Below are 21176 nucleotides of genomic sequence, written 5' to 3'. Positions count from 1 at the left end.
GTTCACCCCTGCGCAATCCCCTTTAATTTCTTTCCCCGCCCATCCGTTCCCCTGTGTACATCCCGGCCGCCGTGCACTGCCCGCCCACGTTCGCGGAGCAGCCGGCCCGCCCCAACCAGACACTGGCAGGAACACCCCATGACGGACGCCTTCGAACTCCCGCTCTCGCTGGTCCAGGCCCTGGCGCAACGCGCCGCGCAAACCCCGGACAGCATTGCCTTGCGCTTTCTGGCTGACGCTCCCGGCGAGCAGGCGGTGCTCAGCTACCGGGACCTCGACCAGCGCGCGCGTACCATCGCCGCCGCCTTGCAGGCCCGCGCCAGCTTCGGTGACCGTGCGGTGCTGTTGTTCCCCAGCGGCCCGGACTACGTGGCGGCGTTCTTTGGCTGCCTGTATGCGGGCGTGATCGCGGTGCCGGCCTACCCGCCGGAGTCCGCGCGTCAGCACCACCAGCAACGTTTGCTGTCGATCATCGACGACGCCGAGCCGCGCCTGCTGCTGACCATTGCGGCCCTGCAGGGCAATCTGCAGGGCCTGGAAGCCCTGGCAGCCGACAACGCCCCCGAACTGCTGGCGGTGGACGGCCTGGACCCGGCGCTGGCCGCAAGCTGGCGCGAGCCTGCGCTCAAGGGCGATGACATTGCCTTCCTGCAATACACCTCCGGCTCCACCGCGCTGCCCAAAGGCGTGCAGGTCAGCCATGGCAACCTGGTGGCCAACGAGCAGCTGATCCGTTGTGGCTTCGGCATCGACCTCAACCCTGACGACGTGATCGTCAGTTGGCTGCCGCTTTACCACGACATGGGCCTGATTGGCGGCCTGCTGCAGCCGATCTTCAGCGGCGTGCCCTGCGTGCTGATGTCGCCGGGCTACTTCCTGGCCCGGCCATTGCGTTGGTTGCAGGCCATCAGCGAATACGGCGGCACCATCAGCGGTGGCCCCGACTTCGCCTACCGCCTGTGCAGTGAGCGGGTCAGCGAGGCCGCGCTGGCCGGGCTCGACCTGAGCCGCTGGCGCGTGGCCTATTCCGGTTCCGAGCCGATCCGCCAGGACAGCCTGGCAACCTTCGCCGACAAGTTCCAGGCCTGCGGCTTCGACCCGCAGAGCTTCTTTGCCAGCTACGGCCTGGCCGAAGCCACCCTGTTCGTCAGCGGCAGCCGCCGTGGCCAGGGCATCGCCGCGCTGCAGCTGGATGCCGCAGCCTTCGCCGCCAACCGCGCCGAGCCGGGCGCAGGCAGCGTGCTGATGAGCTGCGGCTACCCGCAGCCCGGCCATGCGGTACGCATTGTCGAGCCGCAACAGCTGCACGTGCTGGGCGACAACCAGGTGGGTGAACTCTGGGCCGCTGGCCCGAGCATCGCGCTTGGTTACTGGCGCAACCCCGAAGCCAGCGCCCGTACCTTTGTCGAAATGGACGGCCAGACCTGGCTGCGTACCGGTGACCTGGGCTTCCTGCGTGACGGTGAAGTGTTCGTCACCGGGCGCCTGAAAGACATGCTGATCGTGCGCGGGCAGAACCTGTACCCGCAGGACCTGGAACAAACCCTCGAACGCGAAGTGGAGGTGCTGCGCAAAGGCCGGGTGGCGGTGTTTGCCGTCGAGCACCAGGGCGAGGAGGGCATCGGCGTGGCGGTGGAGATCAGCCGCAACGTGCAAAAGGCGATCAAGCCCCAGGACCTGATCAAGACCCTGCGCCAGGTAGTCGCCGACGCCTGCCGCCAGGCCCCGGCGGTGGTCCTGTTGCTGAACCCAGGCGCGCTGCCGAAGACCTCCAGCGGCAAGCTGCAGCGTTCGGCCTGCCGTCTGCGCATGGATGACGGCAGCCTGGACTGCTACGCCCGCTTCCCTGAAGTGAACGAAGTCGCTGCTGCCAATGCAACGGGTGATGAATTGCAGGCACGCATCGGCGCTGTGTGGCGTGACATTCTGAAGGTAGAGGCGGTGGCGGCAGACGACCACTTCCTGCTACTGGGCGGCAACTCCATCGCCGCCACCCAGGCTACTGCACGCCTGGCCGATGAGCTGGGTATCAACCTCAGCCTGCGCACGCTGTTCGAAGCGCCGCTACTGGCCGACTACAGCAAGGCCGTGGCCGCCATCATCGCCGCAGGCGGTGCACAGGCCGGGGCCATCGCTACCCTTGAGCGCGCCCAGGCACTGCCCCAGTCGCTGGCGCAAAACCGCCTGTGGCTGCTGTGGCAGCTGCAACCGCAATCGGCGGCTTACAACATTCCGGCCGGCCTGCACCTGCGTGGCGAACTGGATGAAAGCGCCCTGGAAGCGGCATTCCAGGCGCTGGTAGCGCGCCACGAGTCGCTGCGTACCGTGTTCAGTGAAGAAAACGGTCAGGCGTTGCAGCGCATCCTGCCACAGCAGCCGTTCAACCTGCATCGCCTGGACCTCGAAGGCCAGGTGCCCGAACAGGTCGCTGCCCAGCGTGAAGCCGAGGCCCGCCAGCCGTTCGATCTTGCCCAAGGCCCCTTGCTGCGCGTGACCTTGGCCCGCCTGGACGATGATGACCACCAGTTGTGGGTGACCCTGCACCACATCGTTGCCGATGGCTGGTCGCTGAACATTCTGCTCGACGAATTCGCCAAACTGTACGCCGCCCACTGCCAGGGCCTGGAGGCCAACCTGGCGCCGCTGACCCTGGGCTACGCCGACTACGGCAACTGGCAGCGTGAATGGCTGGCCGACGGCGAAGCCGAACGCCAACTGCAGTACTGGAAGGCACAGTTGGGCGATGAACTGCCGGTGCTCGACCTGTGCACCGACTACCCGCGCGCCAGCCAGCGCGACCACCGCGCGGCCCGCCTGAGCCTCAAGGTGCCAGCCAAACTCACCGAAGCGCTGAAAGGCCTGGCCCGCGAGCAACAGGCCAGCCTGTTCATGGTCCTGCTGGCCGGTTGGCAGGCGCTGCTGCACCGCTACAGCGGCCAGGCCGAGGTCCGCGTGGGCGTGCCCAACGCCAACCGCCCACGCCTGGAAACCCAGGGCATGGTCGGCTTCTTCATCAACACCCAGGTGCTACGCGCACAACTTGATGGCCGCCAGCCGTTCGCGCAGCTACTGGCCCAGGTGCGCCAAGCCACCCTGCAAGCCCAGGCCAACCAGGACCTGCCGTTCGAACAGCTGGTCGAAGCCCTGCCCGAAGCCCGCGAGCAGGGCCTGTTCCAGGTCATGTTCAACCACCAGCAACGCGACCTGTCGGCGCTGCGCCGCCTGCCTGGTTTGCTGGCCGAAGAGCTGGCCTGGCACAGCCGCGAAGCCAAGTTCGACTTGCAGCTGCACAGCGAAGAAGACCACCAGGGCCGCCTGAGCCTGGCCTTCGACTATGCCGCCGAGCTGTTCGACGCCAGCACCGTCAAGCGCCTGGCCCAGCACCTGCTGGCGCTGCTGGAGCAGGTGTGTGCCGCGCCGCAACGGGCGCTGGGCGAGGTGCAATTGCTCGACGAGCCAAGCCGCTTACAGCTGCTGAACTGGGGCCAGGCACCGATCGCGGCGCCACAGCGCCTGCTGGTCGAGCAGCTCAATGAGCAGGCACGCCTGACCCCGCAACGCACCGCCCTGGTCTGGGAGGGTGGCAGCCTGGACTACGCCGAGCTGCACCAGCAGGCCAACCGCCTGGCCCATTACCTGCGTGACAAAGGCGTCGGCCCCGACACTTGCGTGGCCATCGCCATCGAGCGCTCGCCGCAACTGCTGGTTGGCCTGCTGGCCATCCTCAAGGCCGGCGGCGCCTATGTGCCACTGGACGTCGATTACCCGGCCGAACGCCTGGCCTACATGCTCGCCGACTGCAACGCCGGCCTGTTGCTTAGCCACAGCAGCCTGCTGGGCAAGCTGCCGCAGGTCGACGGCGTCAGCGCCATCGCCCTCGACCAGCTGCACCTGGACAGCTGGCCCAGCCATGCCCCCGGCCTGCACCTGCACGGCGACAACCTGGCCTACGTGATCTACACCTCCGGCTCCACCGGCCAACCCAAAGGCGTGGGCAACACCCACGCGGCGCTGGCCGAGCGCCTGCAGTGGATGCAGGCCACCTATGTGCTGAACGACAGCGACGTGCTGATGCAGAAGGCGCCGATCAGCTTCGACGTGTCGGTGTGGGAGTGCTTCTGGCCATTGATCACCGGCTGCCGGCTGGTGCTCGCCGGCCCCGGCGAACACCGCGACCCGCAGCGCATCGCCGCACTGGTGCAGGCCCATGGCGTGACCACGCTGCACTTCGTGCCACCGCTGTTGCAGGTGTTTGTCCAGGAGCCGCAGGCGAGTGCCTGCAGCAGCCTGCGCCGGCTGTTCTCCGGTGGTGAAGCATTGTCTGCCGCACTGCGTGACCGGGTGCTGCACATGTTGCCGCAGGCGCAACTGCACAACCGCTATGGCCCGACCGAAACCGCCATCAACGTCACCCACTGGCACTGCCAAACCACGGATGGCGAGCGTTCGCCAATCGGTCGCCCGCTCGGCAATGTGCTGTGCCGCGTGCTGGATGATGAGCTTGAACTCACTGCGCCAGGTGTGCCGGGCGAGCTGTACCTCGGTGGCGCGGGCCTGGCCCGTGGTTACCTGGGGCGGCCGGGCCTTACCGCCGAGCGCTTCGTGCCCCAGGCCGACGGCAATGGCCAGCGCCTGTACCGCAGTGGTGACCGCGCCCGTTGGCAGGTGCAGCTTGAGGCCCTGGAATACCTTGGCCGTCTCGATCAGCAGGTAAAGGTGCGTGGTTTCCGCGTCGAGCCTGAGGAAGTGCAGGCCTGCCTGCTGGCGCAAGCCGGGGTAGAGCAGGCGCTGGTGTTGGTCCACAAGGACAGCGTCGGTGCGCAACTGGTCGGTTACTACAGTGGCAGCGCAGGGCCAGTCGAGTTGTTGGCCGTGCTGGCGGAACAATTACCGGCCTATATGGTGCCGACGCAGCTCATGCCGCTGGCGCAGATGCCACTGGGCCCCAGCGGCAAGGTCGACCGCAAGGCGCTGCCGGCCCCGGTGTGGCAACAGCGTGAACATGTCGCGCCGCAAACCGAGCTGCAGCAACAGGTCGCCGCTATCTGGCGCGAGGTGCTGAACCTGCCGCGTGTCGGCCTGCAGGACGACTTCTTCGCCCTCGGTGGCCACTCGTTGCTGGCCACCCAGATCGTTTCGCGCACCCGCCAGGCCTGCGACGTCGAGCTGCCGCTCAAGGCGCTGTTCGAAGCCAGCGAGCTGGGCGCGTTCTGTACCGAGATCGCACGCATCCGCGCCGCCGGTGAGCGCAACTTGCAAGGCGAAATCGCCCGCGTCGACCGCCGCCAGGCAGTGCCACTGTCGTACTCGCAGCAGCGCATGTGGTTCCTCTGGCAGATGGAGCCGGACAGCCCGGCGTACAACGTTGGCGGCATGGCGCGCCTGCGCGGCACCCTGCATGTGGACGCTTTCGAGCGGGCGCTGCAGGCGCTGATCGTGCGCCACGAAACCCTGCGCACCACCTTCCCCAGCATCGACGGCGTGCCATACCAGTGCGTGGCCGAAGACAGCGGCCTGCACCTCGACTGGCAAGACTTCAGCGCCTTGCCTGCCGATACCCGCCAGCAACGCCTGCAACAGCTGGCCGACGACCAGGCGCACCAGCCATTCGACCTGGAGCGCGGGCCGTTGCTGCGTGCCTGCCTGGTCAAGGCCGAGGAGCGCGAGCACTTCTTCGTGCTGACCCTGCACCACATTGTCACCGAAGGCTGGGCCATGGACATCTTCGCCCGCGAGCTGGGCGAGCTGTACGAAGCCTTTGTCGATGACCGCGAGTCGCCATTGGCACCGCTGCCGGTGCAATACCTGGACTACAGCGTGTGGCAACGGCAATGGCTGGAAAGCGGCGAGGGCGCCCGCCAGCTGGCCTACTGGAAGGACCGCCTGGGCGACGAGCACCCGGTATTGGCCTTGCCCGCCGACCGCCCACGGCCGGCCGTGCAGAGCCACCGTGGCGAGCTGTACCGCTTCGAACTCGACCCGGCGCTGGTCGCCCGCGTGCATGCTTTCAACAGCCAGCGCGGCCTGACCCTGTTCATGACCATGACCGCCACCCTGGCCGCCTTGCTGCACCGCTACAGCGGCCAGCGCGACTTGCGCATCGGTGCGCCGGTGGCCAACCGTATCCGTCCGGAAAGCGAAGGCCTGATCGGCGCCTTCCTCAACACCCAGGTGCTGCGCTGCGAGCTGGACGGGCAGATGACCGCCAGCGCACTGCTGGAACAGATGCGCCAGGCCGCCATTGAAGGCCAGTCGCACCAGGACCTGCCGTTCGACCAACTGGTGGAGGCCCTGCAGCCACCGCGCAGCAGCGCCTACAACCCGCTGTTCCAGGTGATGTGCAATGTGCAGCGCTGGGCCTTCCAGCAAAGCCGCAGCCTGGCCGGCATGCAGGTGGACTACCTGGTCAACGATGCCAGCGCCACCAAGTTCGACCTGTACCTGGAAGTGACCGACCTCGATGGCCGCCTGGGCTGCTGCCTGACCTATAGCCGCGACCTGTTCGACGAGCCACGCATCGCACGCATGGCCGAGCACTGGCAGCAACTGCTGGTCGGCTTGCTGGATAACCCGCAACAACGCCTGTGCGAGCTGCCGATGCTGAGCAATGCCGAGCAGCAGGTGCTGGTGGGCCAGTTGCAGGGCGAACACGATTTCGACCTCGACCAGACCCTGCACGGCCTGTTCGCTACCCAGGCGGCGCGCACGCCAAACGCCGGTGCCTTGACCTTCGCCGGCCAGCACATGACCTATGCCGAACTCGACCAGCAGGCCAACCGCCTGGCCCGCGCCTTGCGCGAGCGTGGCGTCGGCCCGCAGGTGCGCGTGGGCCTGGCGCTGGAGCGCTCGCTGGAAATGGTCGTCGGCCTGTTAGCCATCCTCAAGGCCGGCGGCGCCTACGTGCCGCTCGACCCCGAGTACCCGCTCGACCGCCTGCGCTACATGATCGAAGACAGCCGCATCTGCCTGCTGCTGAGCCAGCGCGAGTTGCTGCAAACGCTGGGCGACCTGCCTGAGGGTGTGGCGCGCTGGAGCCTGGAAGACGACGCTGCCAGCCTGTCGGCCTACAGCGATGCGCCGCTGGACAACCTCAACCTGCCGCAGCACCAGGCCTACCTGATCTACACCTCCGGCTCCACCGGCAAGCCCAAGGGCGTGGTGGTCAGCCACGGCGAGTTCGCCATGCATTGCCAGGCGGTGATCGCCGCGTTCGGCATGCGCAGTGATGACTGCGAGCTGCACTTCTATTCGATCAACTTCGACGCCGCCAGCGAACGCTTGTGGGTGCCGCTGCTGTGCGGTGCCCGCGTGGTACTGCGCGCCCAGGGGCAGTGGGGTGCCGAGGAAATCTGCCAGTTGGTACGCGAGCAGCAGGTGAGCATCCTTGGCTTTACCCCTAGCTACGGCAGCCAGCTGGCGCAGTTCCTGGGCGGTCAGGACGAGCAACTGCCAGTGCGCCTGGTGATTACCGGTGGCGAAGCGCTGACCGGCGAGCACCTGCAGCGTATTCGCCAGGCCTTTGCGCCGCAGCAGTTCTTCAACGCCTATGGCCCGACCGAGACCGTGGTCATGCCGCTGGCCTGCCTGGCGCCAGAGGTGTTGCCTGCCGACCTCGGCAGCGTGCCGATTGGCCGCGTCATTGGTAACCGCACGGCCTACATCCTCGACGAAGACCTGGCTTTGTTGCCACAGGGCGGCATTGGTGAGCTGTATGTCGGCGGTGCCGGCCTGGCCCAGGGTTACCACGACCGCCCAGGCCTCAGCGCCGAGCGCTTCGTCGCCGACCCGTTCAGCAGCGAAGGCGGGCGCTTGTACCGCACGGGCGACTTGGTGCGCCTGGGCACTGACGGCTTGGTCGAGTACGTCGGCCGTGCTGACCAGCAGGTGAAGATTCGCGGCTTCCGCATTGAGCTGGGTGAAATCGAGAGCCGCCTGCAAGCGCATGCCGATGTCGACGAAGCCGTGGTGCTGGCCCTTGATCTGCCAGGTGGCAAGCAACTGGTGGGCTACCTGGTGTGTAAACAGGCCTGCGCCGAAAGCGAGGCACAAAGCCTGCTGCGCGAAGCGGTCAAGGCCGATGCCCGCCAGCACTTGCCGGATTACATGGTGCCCGCGCACCTGGTACTGCTCGACAGCCTGCCACTGATGGGCAACGGCAAACTCGACCGCCGTGCACTGCCGTTGCCGGACCTTGAGCAGGCACGCCAGCAATACCAGGCACCTGGCAACGCGGTGGAAGCACAGCTGGCGCAGATCTGGCGCGACGTGCTCAACGTTGCCCAGGTTGGCGTGCAGGACAACTTCTTCGAACTGGGCGGCGACTCGATCCTGTCGATCCAGGTGGTCAGCCGCGCCCGACAGGCTGGTTTGCAGTTCACCCCGCGCGACCTGTTCCAGCACCAGACCATCCAGACCCTGGCGGGTGTGGTTCGCTACAGCGAAGCCGCCAGCAGCATCGAGCAGGGCCAGCTTCAGGGGCAGATTGGCCTGACGCCGATCCAGCACTGGTTCTTCGACAACGAAGTGCCGCAGCCGCAGCACTGGAACCAGGCGGTATTACTGGAGGCGCGCCAGCCGCTGGATGAAGCAGTACTGGAGCAGGCCCTGACCACGCTGGTGCAGCACCATGACAGCTTGCGCCTACGTTTCAGCGAGACCCGTGGCCGTTGGCAGGCCGAATACGCCCAGCCTGCTGCCGGGCAATTGCTGTGGACCGCCACTGTCGCCGACTTCGCCGATTGCCAGGCGCTGTATAGCGATGTGCAGCGCAGCCTCGACCTGCACCAGGGCCCGCTGCTGCGCGCCTTGCTGGTGCGAAACGGGCAGGGCAGCCAGCGCCTGTTGCTGGCGATCCATCACCTGGTGGTCGATGGCGTGTCCTGGCGCGTGTTGCTGGAAGACCTGCAGGCGCTGTACCGCGGCCAGCCACTGCCGGCCAAGACCCACGCCATGGGCGACTGGGCCGCGCGCTTGGCCAGCTACGCCGGCAGCGATTCGCTGCGCGACGAGCTGGGCTGGTGGCAAGGCCAGTTGGGCGGCGTGCGCCGCGAACTGCCGTGCGATCACCCGCAGGGCGGCAACTTGCACCGCCACGCCCATACCCTGGCCATCGGCCTGGATGTGGAGCAGACCCGGCAGTTGCTGCAACAGGCCCCGGCGGCCTACCACACCCAGGTCAACGACCTGCTGCTGACTGCGCTGGCGCGGGCCTTGTGCCGCTGGAGCGGCGACGAAGAAGTGCTGGTGCAACTCGAAGGCCATGGCCGCGACGGGTTGTTCGAAGACATGGACCTGACTCGCAGCGTCGGCTGGTTCACCAATGCCTACCCGCTGAGCCTGCGCCCGCTGCCAGGCGAAGACGACGCGGCGCGGGCCGGCTCGATCAAGCGCATCAAGGAACACCTGCGCCAGGTGCCGCACAAAGGCTTGGGTTACGGCGTGCTGCGCTACCTGGCGGATGACGCCGGGCGCGAGCAGATGGCGGCCTTGCCGCAGGCACGCATCACCTTCAACTACCTGGGCCAGTTCGACCAGCAGTTCGACAGCGCGGCAGTGTTCCAGCCGCTGGATGCCCCGGCCGGCCTGGCACATGACCTTGATGCACCGCTGCCCAACTGGCTGAGCGTCGATGGCCAAGTGTATGGCGGTGCCCTGCAGCTGCGCTGGACCTTCAGTGCCGAACGCTATGACCAACAGACCATCGCCAACCTGGCCGAAGCTTACCGCCAGGAGCTGCTGGCGCTGGTCACGCATTGCCTGGCCGAGGGCAATGGCAGCTTCACCCCGTCGGACTTCCCGCTGGCGCACCTGACCCAGCAGCAGATCGACGCACTGCCGGTACCGGCTGCACAAATCGAGGATGTCTACCCGCTGACGCCGATGCAGGAGGGCATGCTGCTGCACACCCTGCTGGAGCCGGGCACCGGCCTGTACTACATGCAGGACCGCTACCGCATCAACAGCGCGCTCGACCCCGAGCGCTTCGCCCAGGCCTGGCAGGCGGTGGTGGCGCGCCACGAAGCACTGCGCGCCTCGTTCAGCTGGAACAGCGGCGAAGCGATGCTGCAGATCATCCACAAACCGGGCAACCTGGCGGTCGACTACCAGGACTGGCGCGAGCTTGCCGACGATGCTCAGGAGCAGCGCTTGCAGGCCCTGCACAAGCAGGAACGCGAGGCCGGCTTTGCCTTGCTCTGCGAGGCACCGTTCCACCTGCGCCTGGTGCGCGTGGCGGACGAGCGCTACTGGTTCATGATGAGCAACCACCACATCCTGATCGATGCCTGGTGCCGCTCGCTGTTGATGAACGACTTCTTCGAGGTGTACCAGGCACTCGGCGAAGCCCGTCAGGCCAGGCTGCCGGTGCCGCCGCGCTATCGTGACTACATCGGCTGGTTGCAACGCCAGGGCCTGGACGACGCGCGTGCCTGGTGGCAGGCCAACCTGGCCGGTTTCGAACGGGCCACGGCGATCCCCAGCGACCGCCCATTGCGGCATGACCACGCCGGCAGCGGCATGGTCGTCGGCGATTGCTACACCCGTCTGCAAGCCAGCGACGGCGTGCGCCTGCGCGAACTGGCCCAGGCCCACCAGCTCACCGTCAACACCTTTGCTCAGGCGGCCTGGGCCCTGGTGCTGGCGCGCTACAGCGGCGACCGCGACGTGGCCTTTGGCGTGACCGTGGCGGGTCGCCCGGTGAGCATGCCGCAGATGCAGCGCACAGTCGGCCTGTTCATCAACAGCGTTGCCCTGCGTGTGCAGTTGCCGGTTGCCGGTGAGCGCTGCAGCGTGCGCCAATGGCTGCAGGGCCTGCTGCAAAGCAACATGGAGCTGCGCGAGTACGAATACCTGCCGCTGGTGGCGATCCAGGACTGCAGCGAGTTGCCCAAGGGCCAGCCGCTGTTCGACAGCCTGTTCGTGTTCGAGAACGCGCCGGTGGAAACCGCCGTGCTCGACCACGCTCAGCACCTGAACGCCAGCTCGGATTCCGGCCGTACCCACACCAACTTCCCGCTAACCGCGGTGTGCTACCCGGGCGATGACCTGGGCCTGCACCTGTCGTTCGACCAACGCTATTTCGACTACCCGACCGTCGAACGCCTGCTGGCCGAGTTCAAGCGCCTGCTGCTGGCGCTGGTGCAGGGCTTTGATGGTGAAGTGGGCGACCTGCCGTTGCTCGGCGCTGAAGAACAGCGCTTCCTGCTGGAAGACTGCAACCGCACCGAGCGGGCTTACCCGCTGGAGCAAAGCTACATCGCGCAGTTCGAAGCGCAAGTGGCCGCACATCCAGAGCGTACCGTGGCCCGCTGCCTGGAAGCCGCCTATGACTACGCCGGGCTGAACCTGGCGGCCAACCGCCTGGGCCATGCGCTGATCGCGGCGGGTGTGAACGTGGACCAGCCAGTGGCACTGTTGGCCGAGCGCGGTTTGCCGTTGCTGGGCATGATCGTCGGCAGCTTCAAGGCCGGTGCCGGCTACCTGCCGCTGGACCCGGGCCTGCCGGCAGCGCGCCTGCAAAGCATCATCCAGCTCAGCCGCACGCCGGTGCTGGTGTGCAGCGCGGCCTGTGCCGAGCAGGGGCGGCAGTTGTTGGCAGAACTGGAAACAGCGCTACGGCCGCAGTTGCTGGTTTGGGAGGAAACCCAGGCCAGCGCGGTTGCCAGCCACAACCCGGGCGTCCACAGCGGGCCGGAAAACCTTGCCTATGTGATCTATACCTCAGGCTCCACCGGCCTGCCGAAAGGGGTGATGGTCGAGCAGCGCGGCATGCTCAACAACCAGCTCAGCAAGCTGCCGTACCTGGCGCTGAGCGAGCAGGACGTGATCGCCCAGACCGCCTCGCAGAGCTTCGATATTTCGGTGTGGCAGTTCCTCGCTGCGCCGCTGTTCGGGGCCACGGTAGAGATTGTGCCGAACACCATCGCCCATGACCCGCAGGGCCTGCTGGCGCATGTGCAGGCCACTGGCATCACCGTGCTGGAAAGCGTGCCGTCGCTGATCCAGGGCATGCTGGCCAACGATCACCAGGCCCTCGACGGCCTGCGCTGGATGCTGCCGACCGGCGAGGCCATGCCACCGGAGCTGGCGGCGCAGTGGCTGCAGCGCTACCCCCGGATCGGCCTGGTCAACGCCTACGGCCCGGCGGAGTGCTCGGATGACGTGGCGTTCTTCCGTGTCGATGCCCAATCGACCCAAGGCAGTTACCTGCCGATCGGCACGCCGACCGATAACAACCGCCTGTACCTGTTCGGCGATGAGCAGACGCTGGTGCCGTTGGGTGCGGTGGGTGAGTTGTGCGTGGCAGGCACGGGTGTTGGCCGTGGTTATGTCGGTGACCCGGTGCGCACGGCGCTGGCGTTCATCCCGCATCCTTATGGTACGCCAGGCGAGCGCCTGTACCGCACCGGCGACCTGGCTCGGCAGCGTCCTGATGGTGTGCTGGAGTATGTCGGGCGCATCGACCACCAGGTGAAGATCCGTGGTTACCGTATCGAGCTGGGCGAGATCGAAGCCCGCCTGCACGAGCAGGCGGAAATCCGCGACGCGGCGGTGGGGGTGCAGGAGGGCGTCAACGGCAAGCATCTGGTTGGCTACCTGGTGGTGCATCAGGGCGTCAGTGCCGATGTCACGCTGCTGGAGCAGATCAAGCAGCGCCTGCGTGCCGAGTTGCCGGAGTACATGGTGCCATTGCACTGGGCTTGGTCCGACAGGCTGCCGCACAATGCCAACGGCAAGCTCGACCGCAAGGCCCTGCCGGCCATCGACATCGGTAGCCAGCACAACCAGGCCTACCAGGCGCCGCGTAACGAACTGGAAGAGGTATTGGCGGGTATCTGGGCTGATGTGCTGAAGGCCGAGCGGGTTGGGGTGCACGACAACTTCTTCGAGCTGGGCGGGCACTCGTTGCTGGCCACGCAGATTGCCTCGCGGGTGCAGAAGCAGCTGCAGCTGAACGTGCCGCTGCGGGCGATGTTCGAGTGCAGCACGGTGGTGGAGCTGGCGGTGTATGTGCAGGGGCTGCAGGGCAGTGCGCTGGATGACGACAAGGTCGACCGGCTGAGTGACCTGATGGCGGAGTTGGAGGGGCTGTAAAAACATGGCTTGGCCAAGTCACTGGTCCTTTTTCAAGCACGAATTTCAGCATGTCAGACCGATACGCGCTTCCAATCCACTCCGAAACTTGCGTGATGGCGGGAGGCGCGCTGCGGATGATGTCTGCGATGAGATCTTTTTAATTCGCGTAGCACAGCTTGCTGCGAGTCGAAACTGATATTTTTGTTAGTTGTTGGGTTTGTTGGATTTTCATATTGTGATTGTGCGTTCATAATTCATGATTGGAGATTTCAAGATGAAATATCGGATTCAGCTGGTAAAGAACGGTGGTTTGAAAGAGGTTCTTCACTTTGATGAAGAGGAATTGATTTGCAAATACTTTAATGTTGGTAACATTATTATGGATGAAAGTCGGGCGCAAAACGGGTCATCCGGTATGTTCAGGATTTTGTCCAAGAATTACACCTCTCGTTGGGTGAGCTTGGTAGATACTTGCTGGATGACGGTCGAAGAAGTAATCGAATCACAACAGTCAGACCTCTATGCCCAGATGCTTGCGCAGAAAGATTGATTTGATCGCTTTGATCGAGCGCCGCTGCGGCGCTCGAATTCCATGCCCTCAATCGTTTGCATCCAAGATTTATAAGGATGTCTGATACATTCAATCGTTGCCTTTAACTTCGTTTTCTACGTTGAGAGTATGCTGAGATCCAGCCGTTCAGGATTCTCCGATCAAGTCAGCACAGGCCGCTCTACGTGTACGATCCAGCGATGGACGAAGCGTTGTACGAGATCACCCCCGACTCTCGAACACATAACGATCATATATTCCCGGCATCTTCTGGAGAAGCATCCGCTCGCGGTAGGAATTCTGGAAGCCATTAACAACAACCTGCATAACAAAGGCCTGTCACTACGCGAGGGTACGATTGTGGTTGTCACGATCATCCATGGGCCTGGTCAGACCAAGCACAAGGAAGGCAAGCGCGATTCAGAGATGCATCAGGCGAAGAACGACAACCAGTACCATTTCGGCATGAAAGCCCAATCGGCGCGGATGCTGGATCGGGTATGGTGCATCACGCCTTGGGTTTTGCGGGGCGGCGCAAATCGGGCGCCGCCCGCATGGCGCTCGATCTCCGCGCCACAGCAAAACTCACGACATGCTCTATCGCTTGCCGAGAATCTTCCCCAGCATCTCCGGCCGCGGCGCGCCTTGCTGGCTTTGCAGATTACCCTGCTCATCCTGATAGAAAATCGCGGGGGTCGCCTGCAAGCCCATCTCTTCCATCAGCGCCATGTTTACCGCCAGCTTCTGCTGCACTGCCTCCGGCACCTGTTCCAGTGCCTTCAACGTACTGGCCTTGCCGGCCTTCTCATGCTGCTGCAGGGCCTTGGCCGGGTCTTTCGCTGCCAGCAGCGCCGCCGACTTGCCCGGGCTGTCCTCGCGGAGGATGCCGACCATGATATGGCGCAACTGCACCTTGCCCGACTCCACCCACGGCCGCGCCTGCTCCCAGAACATGTTGCAGTACGGGCAGTTGGGGTCGCTGAACAGGTACACCTTGCGTGGCGCATCATCCTTGCCGTCGGCGATCCACGCGGTTTTCTCCATCTTCGCCCAGATTTCCTTGCTCATCGGCGCATACACCAGCTTTTCCAGCGGCTCGGCGCTCAGGTCCTTGCCCTGTTCGTCGAACAGGCTGCCGACCAGCACATGCTTGCCGTCGGGGGTAAGGTACAAGGCCAGGCCGTTGTTCTGGTACTCGGCGGCGTAGCCGCGCAGGCCGTCGGGCGCGTCGAAGCTGCCCTTGATCACGGCGCCCTTGGCTTGCAGTTGCTGAACGGCCTTGGGCAGCTCTTCAGCCTGCAAGGTGGGGGCGGCCAGCAGGGCCAGGGACAGGGGCAGCAGTGCAGTCAATCGCATGTCAGTTTCCTTGTGAGGCAGGGGCGGGCGCGCTGGCCCGGTCGAAAGGTTCCAAGGCGTGGCGCAGGCTGGCCCGGGACAGCTCGCCGAGGTGGCTGCCGACCAGCCGCCCGTCGGCGTCGTAGAACAGTGTGGTAGGCAGGGCCATGGAGCCGACGCGCTGGGCCAGCAGGCCGGTGCCGTCGAACAGCACATGGCTCAGGCTCAGGCCGGTGGTGGCGAGGAAGGTGCTGACGTTTTCCGGGGTCTCGCCCTGGTTGACGAACAGGAAGGTCACATGCGGGTAGTCGCTTTGCGCCTGTTGCAGTACCGGCATCTCGCGCCGGCAGGGCGGGCACCAGGTGGCCCAGATGTTGATCACCAGTGGCTTGCCGCGGTAACTGTGCAGCGCCACCGGTTGGCCGCCGGCATTGCGCAGGCTCAGTTCGGGCAGCTCGGTGCCCTTGCTGTACAGGTGCCCGCCGAGGCTGGCCAGGCCCCAGAACAACGCGCCGCTGAACAGCGCCCAGCCCAACGGGCGGCGCAGGCCTGGGTGGCGCCAGCCCTGCCACAGGGCACCGAGCACGATGCCGGCCAGGCCCGACCAGAACAGGAAGCCGCCATCACGAATGTCGATGACCTGCACGGGGTCGTCCCGGTACATCGGCCAGTAGGCCAGCACGAAGCCGGCACGGGCGCACAGCAGGCCGATCAGGAACAGGTTGAACAGTGCCGATTCCGGGCTCTCGCCGCCACGCCGGGCGACCCACCAGCCAACCACGCTGGCGATCACCAGGGCACTGAGCATCAGCAGGTGGTTGAGGGCCATGGTCAGTGGCCCCAGGGTTACGGTCAGCATCAGCCTTGGCTCCTGGTCTGGGCCCAGTGTTGCTGGAACGCGGCCGCATCCACTTCACCGGTGATGCGCCGCGCGCGGCGCTCTTCGCCTTCCGGGCCGATCCAGATGATGCTGGGCGGGCCGGGTACCTGGTAGCGCTGCAGCAGGGCTTTGCTGGCCGGGGTGTCAGCGGTCACGTCCAGGCGCAGCAGGTGCACGCCGGCCAGGCCAGCCTGTACGTCGCTGCGAGCAAACACCTGTTTTTCCATGACCTTGCACGACACGCACCAGTCGGCATAGTAGTCGAGCATTACCCACTGGCCACGGGCCTTGGCCGCATCCAGCTCGCGTTGCAGGTCTTCGGGGTGGCTGACGGTGACAAAACTGTCTTCGGCGTGCTGACCGGTGGCTGGCGCAACACCGCCACCGGTGAACGGGCGCAGCGGCTGCCAAGGGTCGTCGCCACCCGCTGCCGCGCCTACCAGCAACAGGCCACCCCACAGGGCCCCCAGCAGCGGTACTGCACGCAACGCTGGCAGGCGCTGCAGGGCCGGCCAGGCGGCCCAGGCCAGGGTAATCAGCAAGGCGCCGCACAGGGCCAGCAGCAAGGTTGCGGGCAGCAGGCTGCGCACGGTGTACAGCGCCATGCCCAGGAACACGAAGCCGAACACGCCCTTGACCCGGTTCATCCAGGCGCCCGGGCGCGGCAGGTAGCGGTTGCCCAGGGTCACCAGCAACAGCAGCGGCACGCCCATGCCCAGGCCCAGGCTGAACAGCACCAGTGCACCCTGCAATACGTCGCCGCTCTGGGCAATGTACAGCAATGCGCCTGCCAAAGGCGCGGTCATGCACGGGCCCATCAGCAGGCCGGACAGCGCGCCGAGCAGCGCCGCGCCATACAGGTTGCCGCCACGGGTGCCTTGCCCGGCGCGATCAAGGCGGTCACGCAGGGCGGCGGGCAGTTGCAATTCGAAGGCGCCGAACATCGGCAGGGCCAGCAGCACGAACAGCGCCGCCAGGCTGCCCAGCAGCCAGGGTTGCTGTAGCCAGGCCTGCAGGCTGGCGCCCAGCAGCGCGGCGACCACACCTAGGGCGGCGTACACCAGGGCCATGCTCAGCACATAAACCCCGGCCAGCAGCCAACCGCGCCGGGCACTGGCGCCATTGCCCAGCACCAACCCGGCGAGGATCGGCAGCATCGGCAGCGAGCAGGGGGTAAAGGCCAGCAACAGGCCAAGGCCGAAGAACGCCAGCAGGCTCCAGGCCAGGTGGCCTTGTTGCAGGCCGCTGGCCAGGGCTTGATCGCTGGCTTGTTCGGCCGCAGGCGCCACACTGCCGCCCAGGTCGATCAGCGTGGTTTGCGGCGGGTAGCACAGGCCGGCGTCGGCACAGCCCTGCCAGCCCAGGCGCAACTGGCCCTGGGCATTGGCGGGGAGCAACAGCTCAAGCTGGTCGCGGTACACCGCACTGTCGCCGAAGAACTCGTCATGGTGGTTGAGTGCCGCCGGCAGTTGCGGGTGCTGTTCGGCAGGCAGGCCGTCGAACTTCAGGCGCTTCTGGTACAGGTAGTAGCCAGGTTTGATCTGGAAATACAGGCGCATCTGGCCGTCGGCCTGGCGGTCGTGGCTTAGCACGAAAGCCTGGTTTACCGGCAGGAATTCGGGTTTTACATCGAATGGATTGGCCTGCAACGGGCCGGCCAGAATCAATGTCAGGAAGAGCAAAAGTACGCGCATGTCTTCGCCTTGGCAGATCTCGGAATGGGGCCATGCTGGCTGGGGTCGATTAACCCAAGGTTAACCCTTTCCTGCGGATACAAAGTCCTGCTGCCCGCACGTCGGCCTAGACACACTGAGACATATTGTCGGCTTGACTTTGCCTATGCCCATATTCTTGTTGTAAAGTTGACGCACAGGTCAGTTTTTACTGACTCGCGTGACAAGGTTCTCACCCTTCCGAGTCCCCCGCACAAGAATCAAAAAATGGGCAGACCCCCTGCTGCCCAGAGGATCAAGCATGTCCAACCGTGATATTTCCCGGCGCGCCTTCTTGCAAGGTGGCCTGATCGCTGGTGTCGGCGTAACCATGGCGCCACTTGGCAGCCAGGCCTTCGCCGCGCTGATGGAGGAACGCGTCACCACCGCGCCGCAAAAGTGGATGAACCATGACGGCAAGGCGCGGTTCCGCAACGACGCGCTGTCCAAGGTCTGCGGCGACAAGGTGTTCGCCCGCGACATCCGCGCCAAGGACATGCCCGGCTGGCCGGCGCAGCAGGGCCATGCGCTGCTGCTCAAGGCGACCAAGGCCGACCGCATCTATGCCGGCCATGACCTCAGCCTGCTTGGCGCCGACCTGCAGCCGGACCGCATCGTCACTGCCGCCGACCTGGAGCGGGACGGCATCGCCTGGCCCGAAGCCCACTCGCCCGACCCGCTGCTGCCGCCCGGCAAGGTGCCGATGTTCATCGGCCACCCGGTGGCGATCCTGATCTGGCACGATTTCGAGCGCTTTCGCCAGGCCAAGCGCAAGCTGCAGTTCAACGACCAGGCGATCCGTTACGGCGCCCAGGCGCCGCTGTACCAGCGCGACCCTTACGGCAGCTTCCGCTTCGTGCGTGTGGGCGGCGCCACGCCGTTCGACGACGATGAATTCTCCAGCCTGAAGAATTCCATGCTGTTCCCGACCATCCTCAACCGCAAACCGGTGTGGTCGAAGGAGCCCAACCAGCACGGCGACCTGACCGAGCAGGGGCTGTTTTACGCCAAGCGCATGGCCGAGCAGCTGGACAACCCGCCCGAGGGTTGGCTGGTGTTCGACGAGCGCTACAAGACGCCGTCCATCGAACCTGCCGCGCTGGAGCCGGACAACGGCAACGGCTGGTACGACCCGGCCAGCGGCACGCTGCACTTCGTGGTTGCCACCCAGTGCCCGTTCGAAGTGGCGCAGGAATGCGTGCACATGATCAAGCCGTCGCGCTTCGCCCTGAACACGCTGAACATGCACCCGGGCTACACCGTGGGCTACGGCTCGAAAGACAACAATATCTTCGTCTTCTACGCTGCCGTGGCCGCGCTGTACGGTGCAGGCGTACCGATCCGCCTGGCCAACGACCGCTACGAGCAGTTCCAAAGCGGCATCAAGCGCCACGCCTTCGATATCCGCTACCAGCTGGCGGTGGACAAGCAGGACAACAGCTTCAAGATCTTCCGTGCCGACATGAGCTGCGACGGCGGCGGGCGCATCAACTACAGCCCGTCGGTGGCTGCGGTGGGTGCCACCGCAGCGCAGTCGATCTACTACATGCCGCAGAACGACCTGTCAGTTACCGCCTACCATTCGCGTGGCGTCGAGGCCGGCTCCATGCGCGGCTATGGCACCCTGCAGACCATGGCTGCCACCGAAATGATGGTCGACGAGATCGCCGGCCGGCTGGGCGTCGATGCCATCGACCTGCGCCGCGCCAACGCACTGAAATCGGGCATGAAGAACACCCAGGGCGCGGTCCCGGCCGGTGCCCTACGCCTGTACGAGATCCTCGACAAGGCCGCCGTGCACGACTGGTGGCGCAACCGCGAGGCGCGCAAGCAGCAGATGGACGCGCAGGACCCGGACCACTGGTACGGCGTGGGCTTTGCCATCTGCCAGAAGGACTTCGGCACCGGCTCTGAAGCGCCCATGGCCAGCGTCGAGTTCAACCGCGACGGGCGCATCAGCCTGCGCCACATCGGCACCGAGCTGGGTACCGGCATGTCCACTTCGCAGGCCTTGGTGGTCAGCGATTTCCTTGGCCGCTCGGCCGACGCAATACAGACCGCAGTCACCGAATGGCCAGAGCTGCAACTGACTACCAGCGGCAACCCTTACCTGATCAGCCAGCCCGAGCAGGACGCCGCGCTGCGTAACCCGCGCTGGGTCGGCAAGCTGGCGTCGCCTTCGTCGGCGACCAACTCGGCGTTCTATTTCAGCCATGCTACCCGCGAAGCGGCGCGGGTGCTGTTCAACCACGGCCTGTGGCCGGCGGCCATGGCCATCTGGAGCCAGGGCCCGTATGGCGGCCAGGCCAACCCGCTGGTGGTGCGCCGCGAGAACGCGGTGTGGGTTAACGGTGAGCTGACCGGCAACGGCCTGGCGCCGATCCCGTTCGCCCAGCTGGCGCAGAAGGCCCACGACATGGGTCTGGTTACCGGTGTGAGCGTGCATGGCTTCAACCGCTGGAGCTGGGCCGAGGCCGACTTCGTCATCGACGGCGTGCGCGAGCGTTTCCCGCTCGACGCGGTGGCGGTGAAATACGGCGATGGCGCGGTAAACGCCAAGAAAGCGCAGATGAGCAGCCACGGCTACCACCTGCTCGACCGGCAGAACGCCGCCTACCCTGACACCCAGCTGAACAACGCCATGGTTACCTACTACAGCCCGGTGGCGACCATTGTCGAAGTCAAGGTCAACAAGGGCACCCATGAGGTGCAGGTGCTCAACCACCACAGCTGGGTCGAGTGCGGCCGGGTGCTGGTGCCGGAGTTGGTCAAGGGCCAGCTCGAAGGCGGTATCGCCATGGGCATCGGCCACGCGCTGACCGAAGAAATGCCGCTGTACGAGGGCGGGCCCGGGGAGGGCGACTGGAACTTCAACCGCTACCGCCTGCCGCATGCGCGCGACGTGGCGGTGTGGCAGCAGACCAGCGAAATTCTCCCGCCGTTGTCACCGACCGACCCGTCCAAGGGCATCGCCGAAGTGGTGATGATCCCGGTTGTCGGTGCCATCGGCAATGCCGTCGCGCATGCCATCGGCAAGCGCGTGCGCGATCTCCCCATCACCCCAGCCCGTATCAAGGAGGCCCTCAATGGCTAACCGTCCACTGCAACTGACCCTCAACGGTCAACCGGTCGGCCCGGTCGAGGTCCCCGCTGACCTGGCGATGATCGACTACCTGCATGAACACCAGAACCTCACCGGCTCGCGCCTGGGCTGCGGCCAGGGCATCTGCCATGCCTGCGTGGTAATCGTCGACAACCCCGACGGCACCAGCGAGGAGGTGCGCACCTGCATCACCGGCGCCCACTACTTCGAAGGCAAGAAGGTGCGCACCATCGAAGGCCATGCCAAGCAGGACGAGGCCGGCAACCTTAAGCTGAACCCGATCCAGCAGAAGTTCGTCGACCTGTTCGCCTTCCAGTGCAGCTACTGCGCACCAGGCTTCGTCAACGCCGCCACCGTGCTGGTGGAAACCGCCCAGCGCCAGCCGCTGAAGAAGAGCGAGGTGGAGGCGCGCATCGAGGCCAGCCTGGGCCACCACATCTGCCGCTGCACCGGCTATGTGCGGTACTACGACGCCACCCGCACGGTGCTCAACGACCTCGGCCTGGTCAAGGAGGGTTGAGC

Annotated in this window: 7 protein-coding genes and 1 pseudogene; 5 read left to right on the top strand and 3 right to left on the bottom strand. The window is 65.6% G+C overall.

The window, feature by feature from the left end; all coding sequences use genetic code 11:
* Window positions 1-138 precede the first annotated feature (138 nt).
* From ABE456_RS14705 to ABE456_RS14695, 3 genes and pseudogenes are all read left to right on the top strand, one after another.
* Window positions 139-13092, top strand: coding sequence for a non-ribosomal peptide synthetase (locus tag ABE456_RS14705; RefSeq protein ID WP_346644573.1), 12954 nt, complete (start codon window positions 139-141; stop codon window positions 13090-13092).
* A gap of 256 nt (window positions 13093-13348) precedes the next feature.
* The gene (locus ABE456_RS14700; RefSeq protein WP_346644572.1) at window positions 13349-13624 is read left to right on the top strand and encodes a hypothetical protein; all 276 of its coding nucleotides are present in this window, start codon (window positions 13349-13351) and stop codon (window positions 13622-13624) included.
* Between the two features lie 182 nt (window positions 13625-13806).
* Window positions 13807-14151, top strand: a pseudogene (locus ABE456_RS14695) (IS5/IS1182 family transposase); the annotation flags it as partial.
* A 70-nt stretch (window positions 14152-14221) separates the two neighbouring features.
* On the opposite strand, the gene dsbG reads toward ABE456_RS14695, so the two are convergent.
* From dsbG to dsbD, 3 genes are read right to left on the bottom strand one after another with little or no spacing between them, the layout of a single operon-like run.
* Window positions 14222-14980, bottom strand: a complete 759-nt coding sequence (gene dsbG, locus ABE456_RS14690; RefSeq protein ID WP_346644571.1) for a thiol:disulfide interchange protein DsbG — start codon at window positions 14978-14980, stop codon at window positions 14222-14224.
* Window position 14981: 1 nt separating this feature from the next.
* Entirely contained in the window at window positions 14982-15818 is an 837-nt protein-coding gene (locus ABE456_RS14685; protein ID WP_346644570.1) for a TlpA disulfide reductase family protein, read from the bottom strand.
* On the bottom strand, window positions 15818-17533 hold the full coding sequence (gene dsbD / locus ABE456_RS14680) for a protein-disulfide reductase DsbD (protein ID WP_346644569.1): 1716 nt from the start codon (window positions 17531-17533) through the stop codon (window positions 15818-15820). Before dsbD ends, ABE456_RS14685 begins: the two co-directional genes overlap by 1 nt.
* A gap of 280 nt (window positions 17534-17813) precedes the next feature.
* Between dsbD and ABE456_RS14675 the strand changes: the two genes are divergently transcribed.
* Both ABE456_RS14675 and ABE456_RS14670 read left to right on the top strand, forming a co-directional pair.
* Window positions 17814-20645 carry a xanthine dehydrogenase family protein molybdopterin-binding subunit gene (locus ABE456_RS14675; RefSeq protein ID WP_346644568.1) on the top strand — a complete coding sequence of 944 codons (2832 nt, stop codon included), beginning with the start codon at window positions 17814-17816 and terminating at the stop codon, window positions 20643-20645.
* Complete coding sequence (locus tag ABE456_RS14670; protein WP_346644567.1) at window positions 20638-21174, top strand: (2Fe-2S)-binding protein; 537 nt, start codon at window positions 20638-20640, stop codon at window positions 21172-21174. The genes ABE456_RS14675 and ABE456_RS14670 overlap by 8 nt, the downstream gene beginning before the upstream one ends.
* Window positions 21175-21176 lie beyond the last annotated feature (2 nt).

The organism is Pseudomonas sp. TWI929 (assembly GCF_039673335.1).
In the GTDB taxonomy this organism is placed as follows: domain Bacteria; phylum Pseudomonadota; class Gammaproteobacteria; order Pseudomonadales; family Pseudomonadaceae; genus Aquipseudomonas.
The sequence above is the reverse complement of the archived record's forward strand: the minus strand, read 5'-3'. Positions and strand labels throughout refer to the sequence as shown.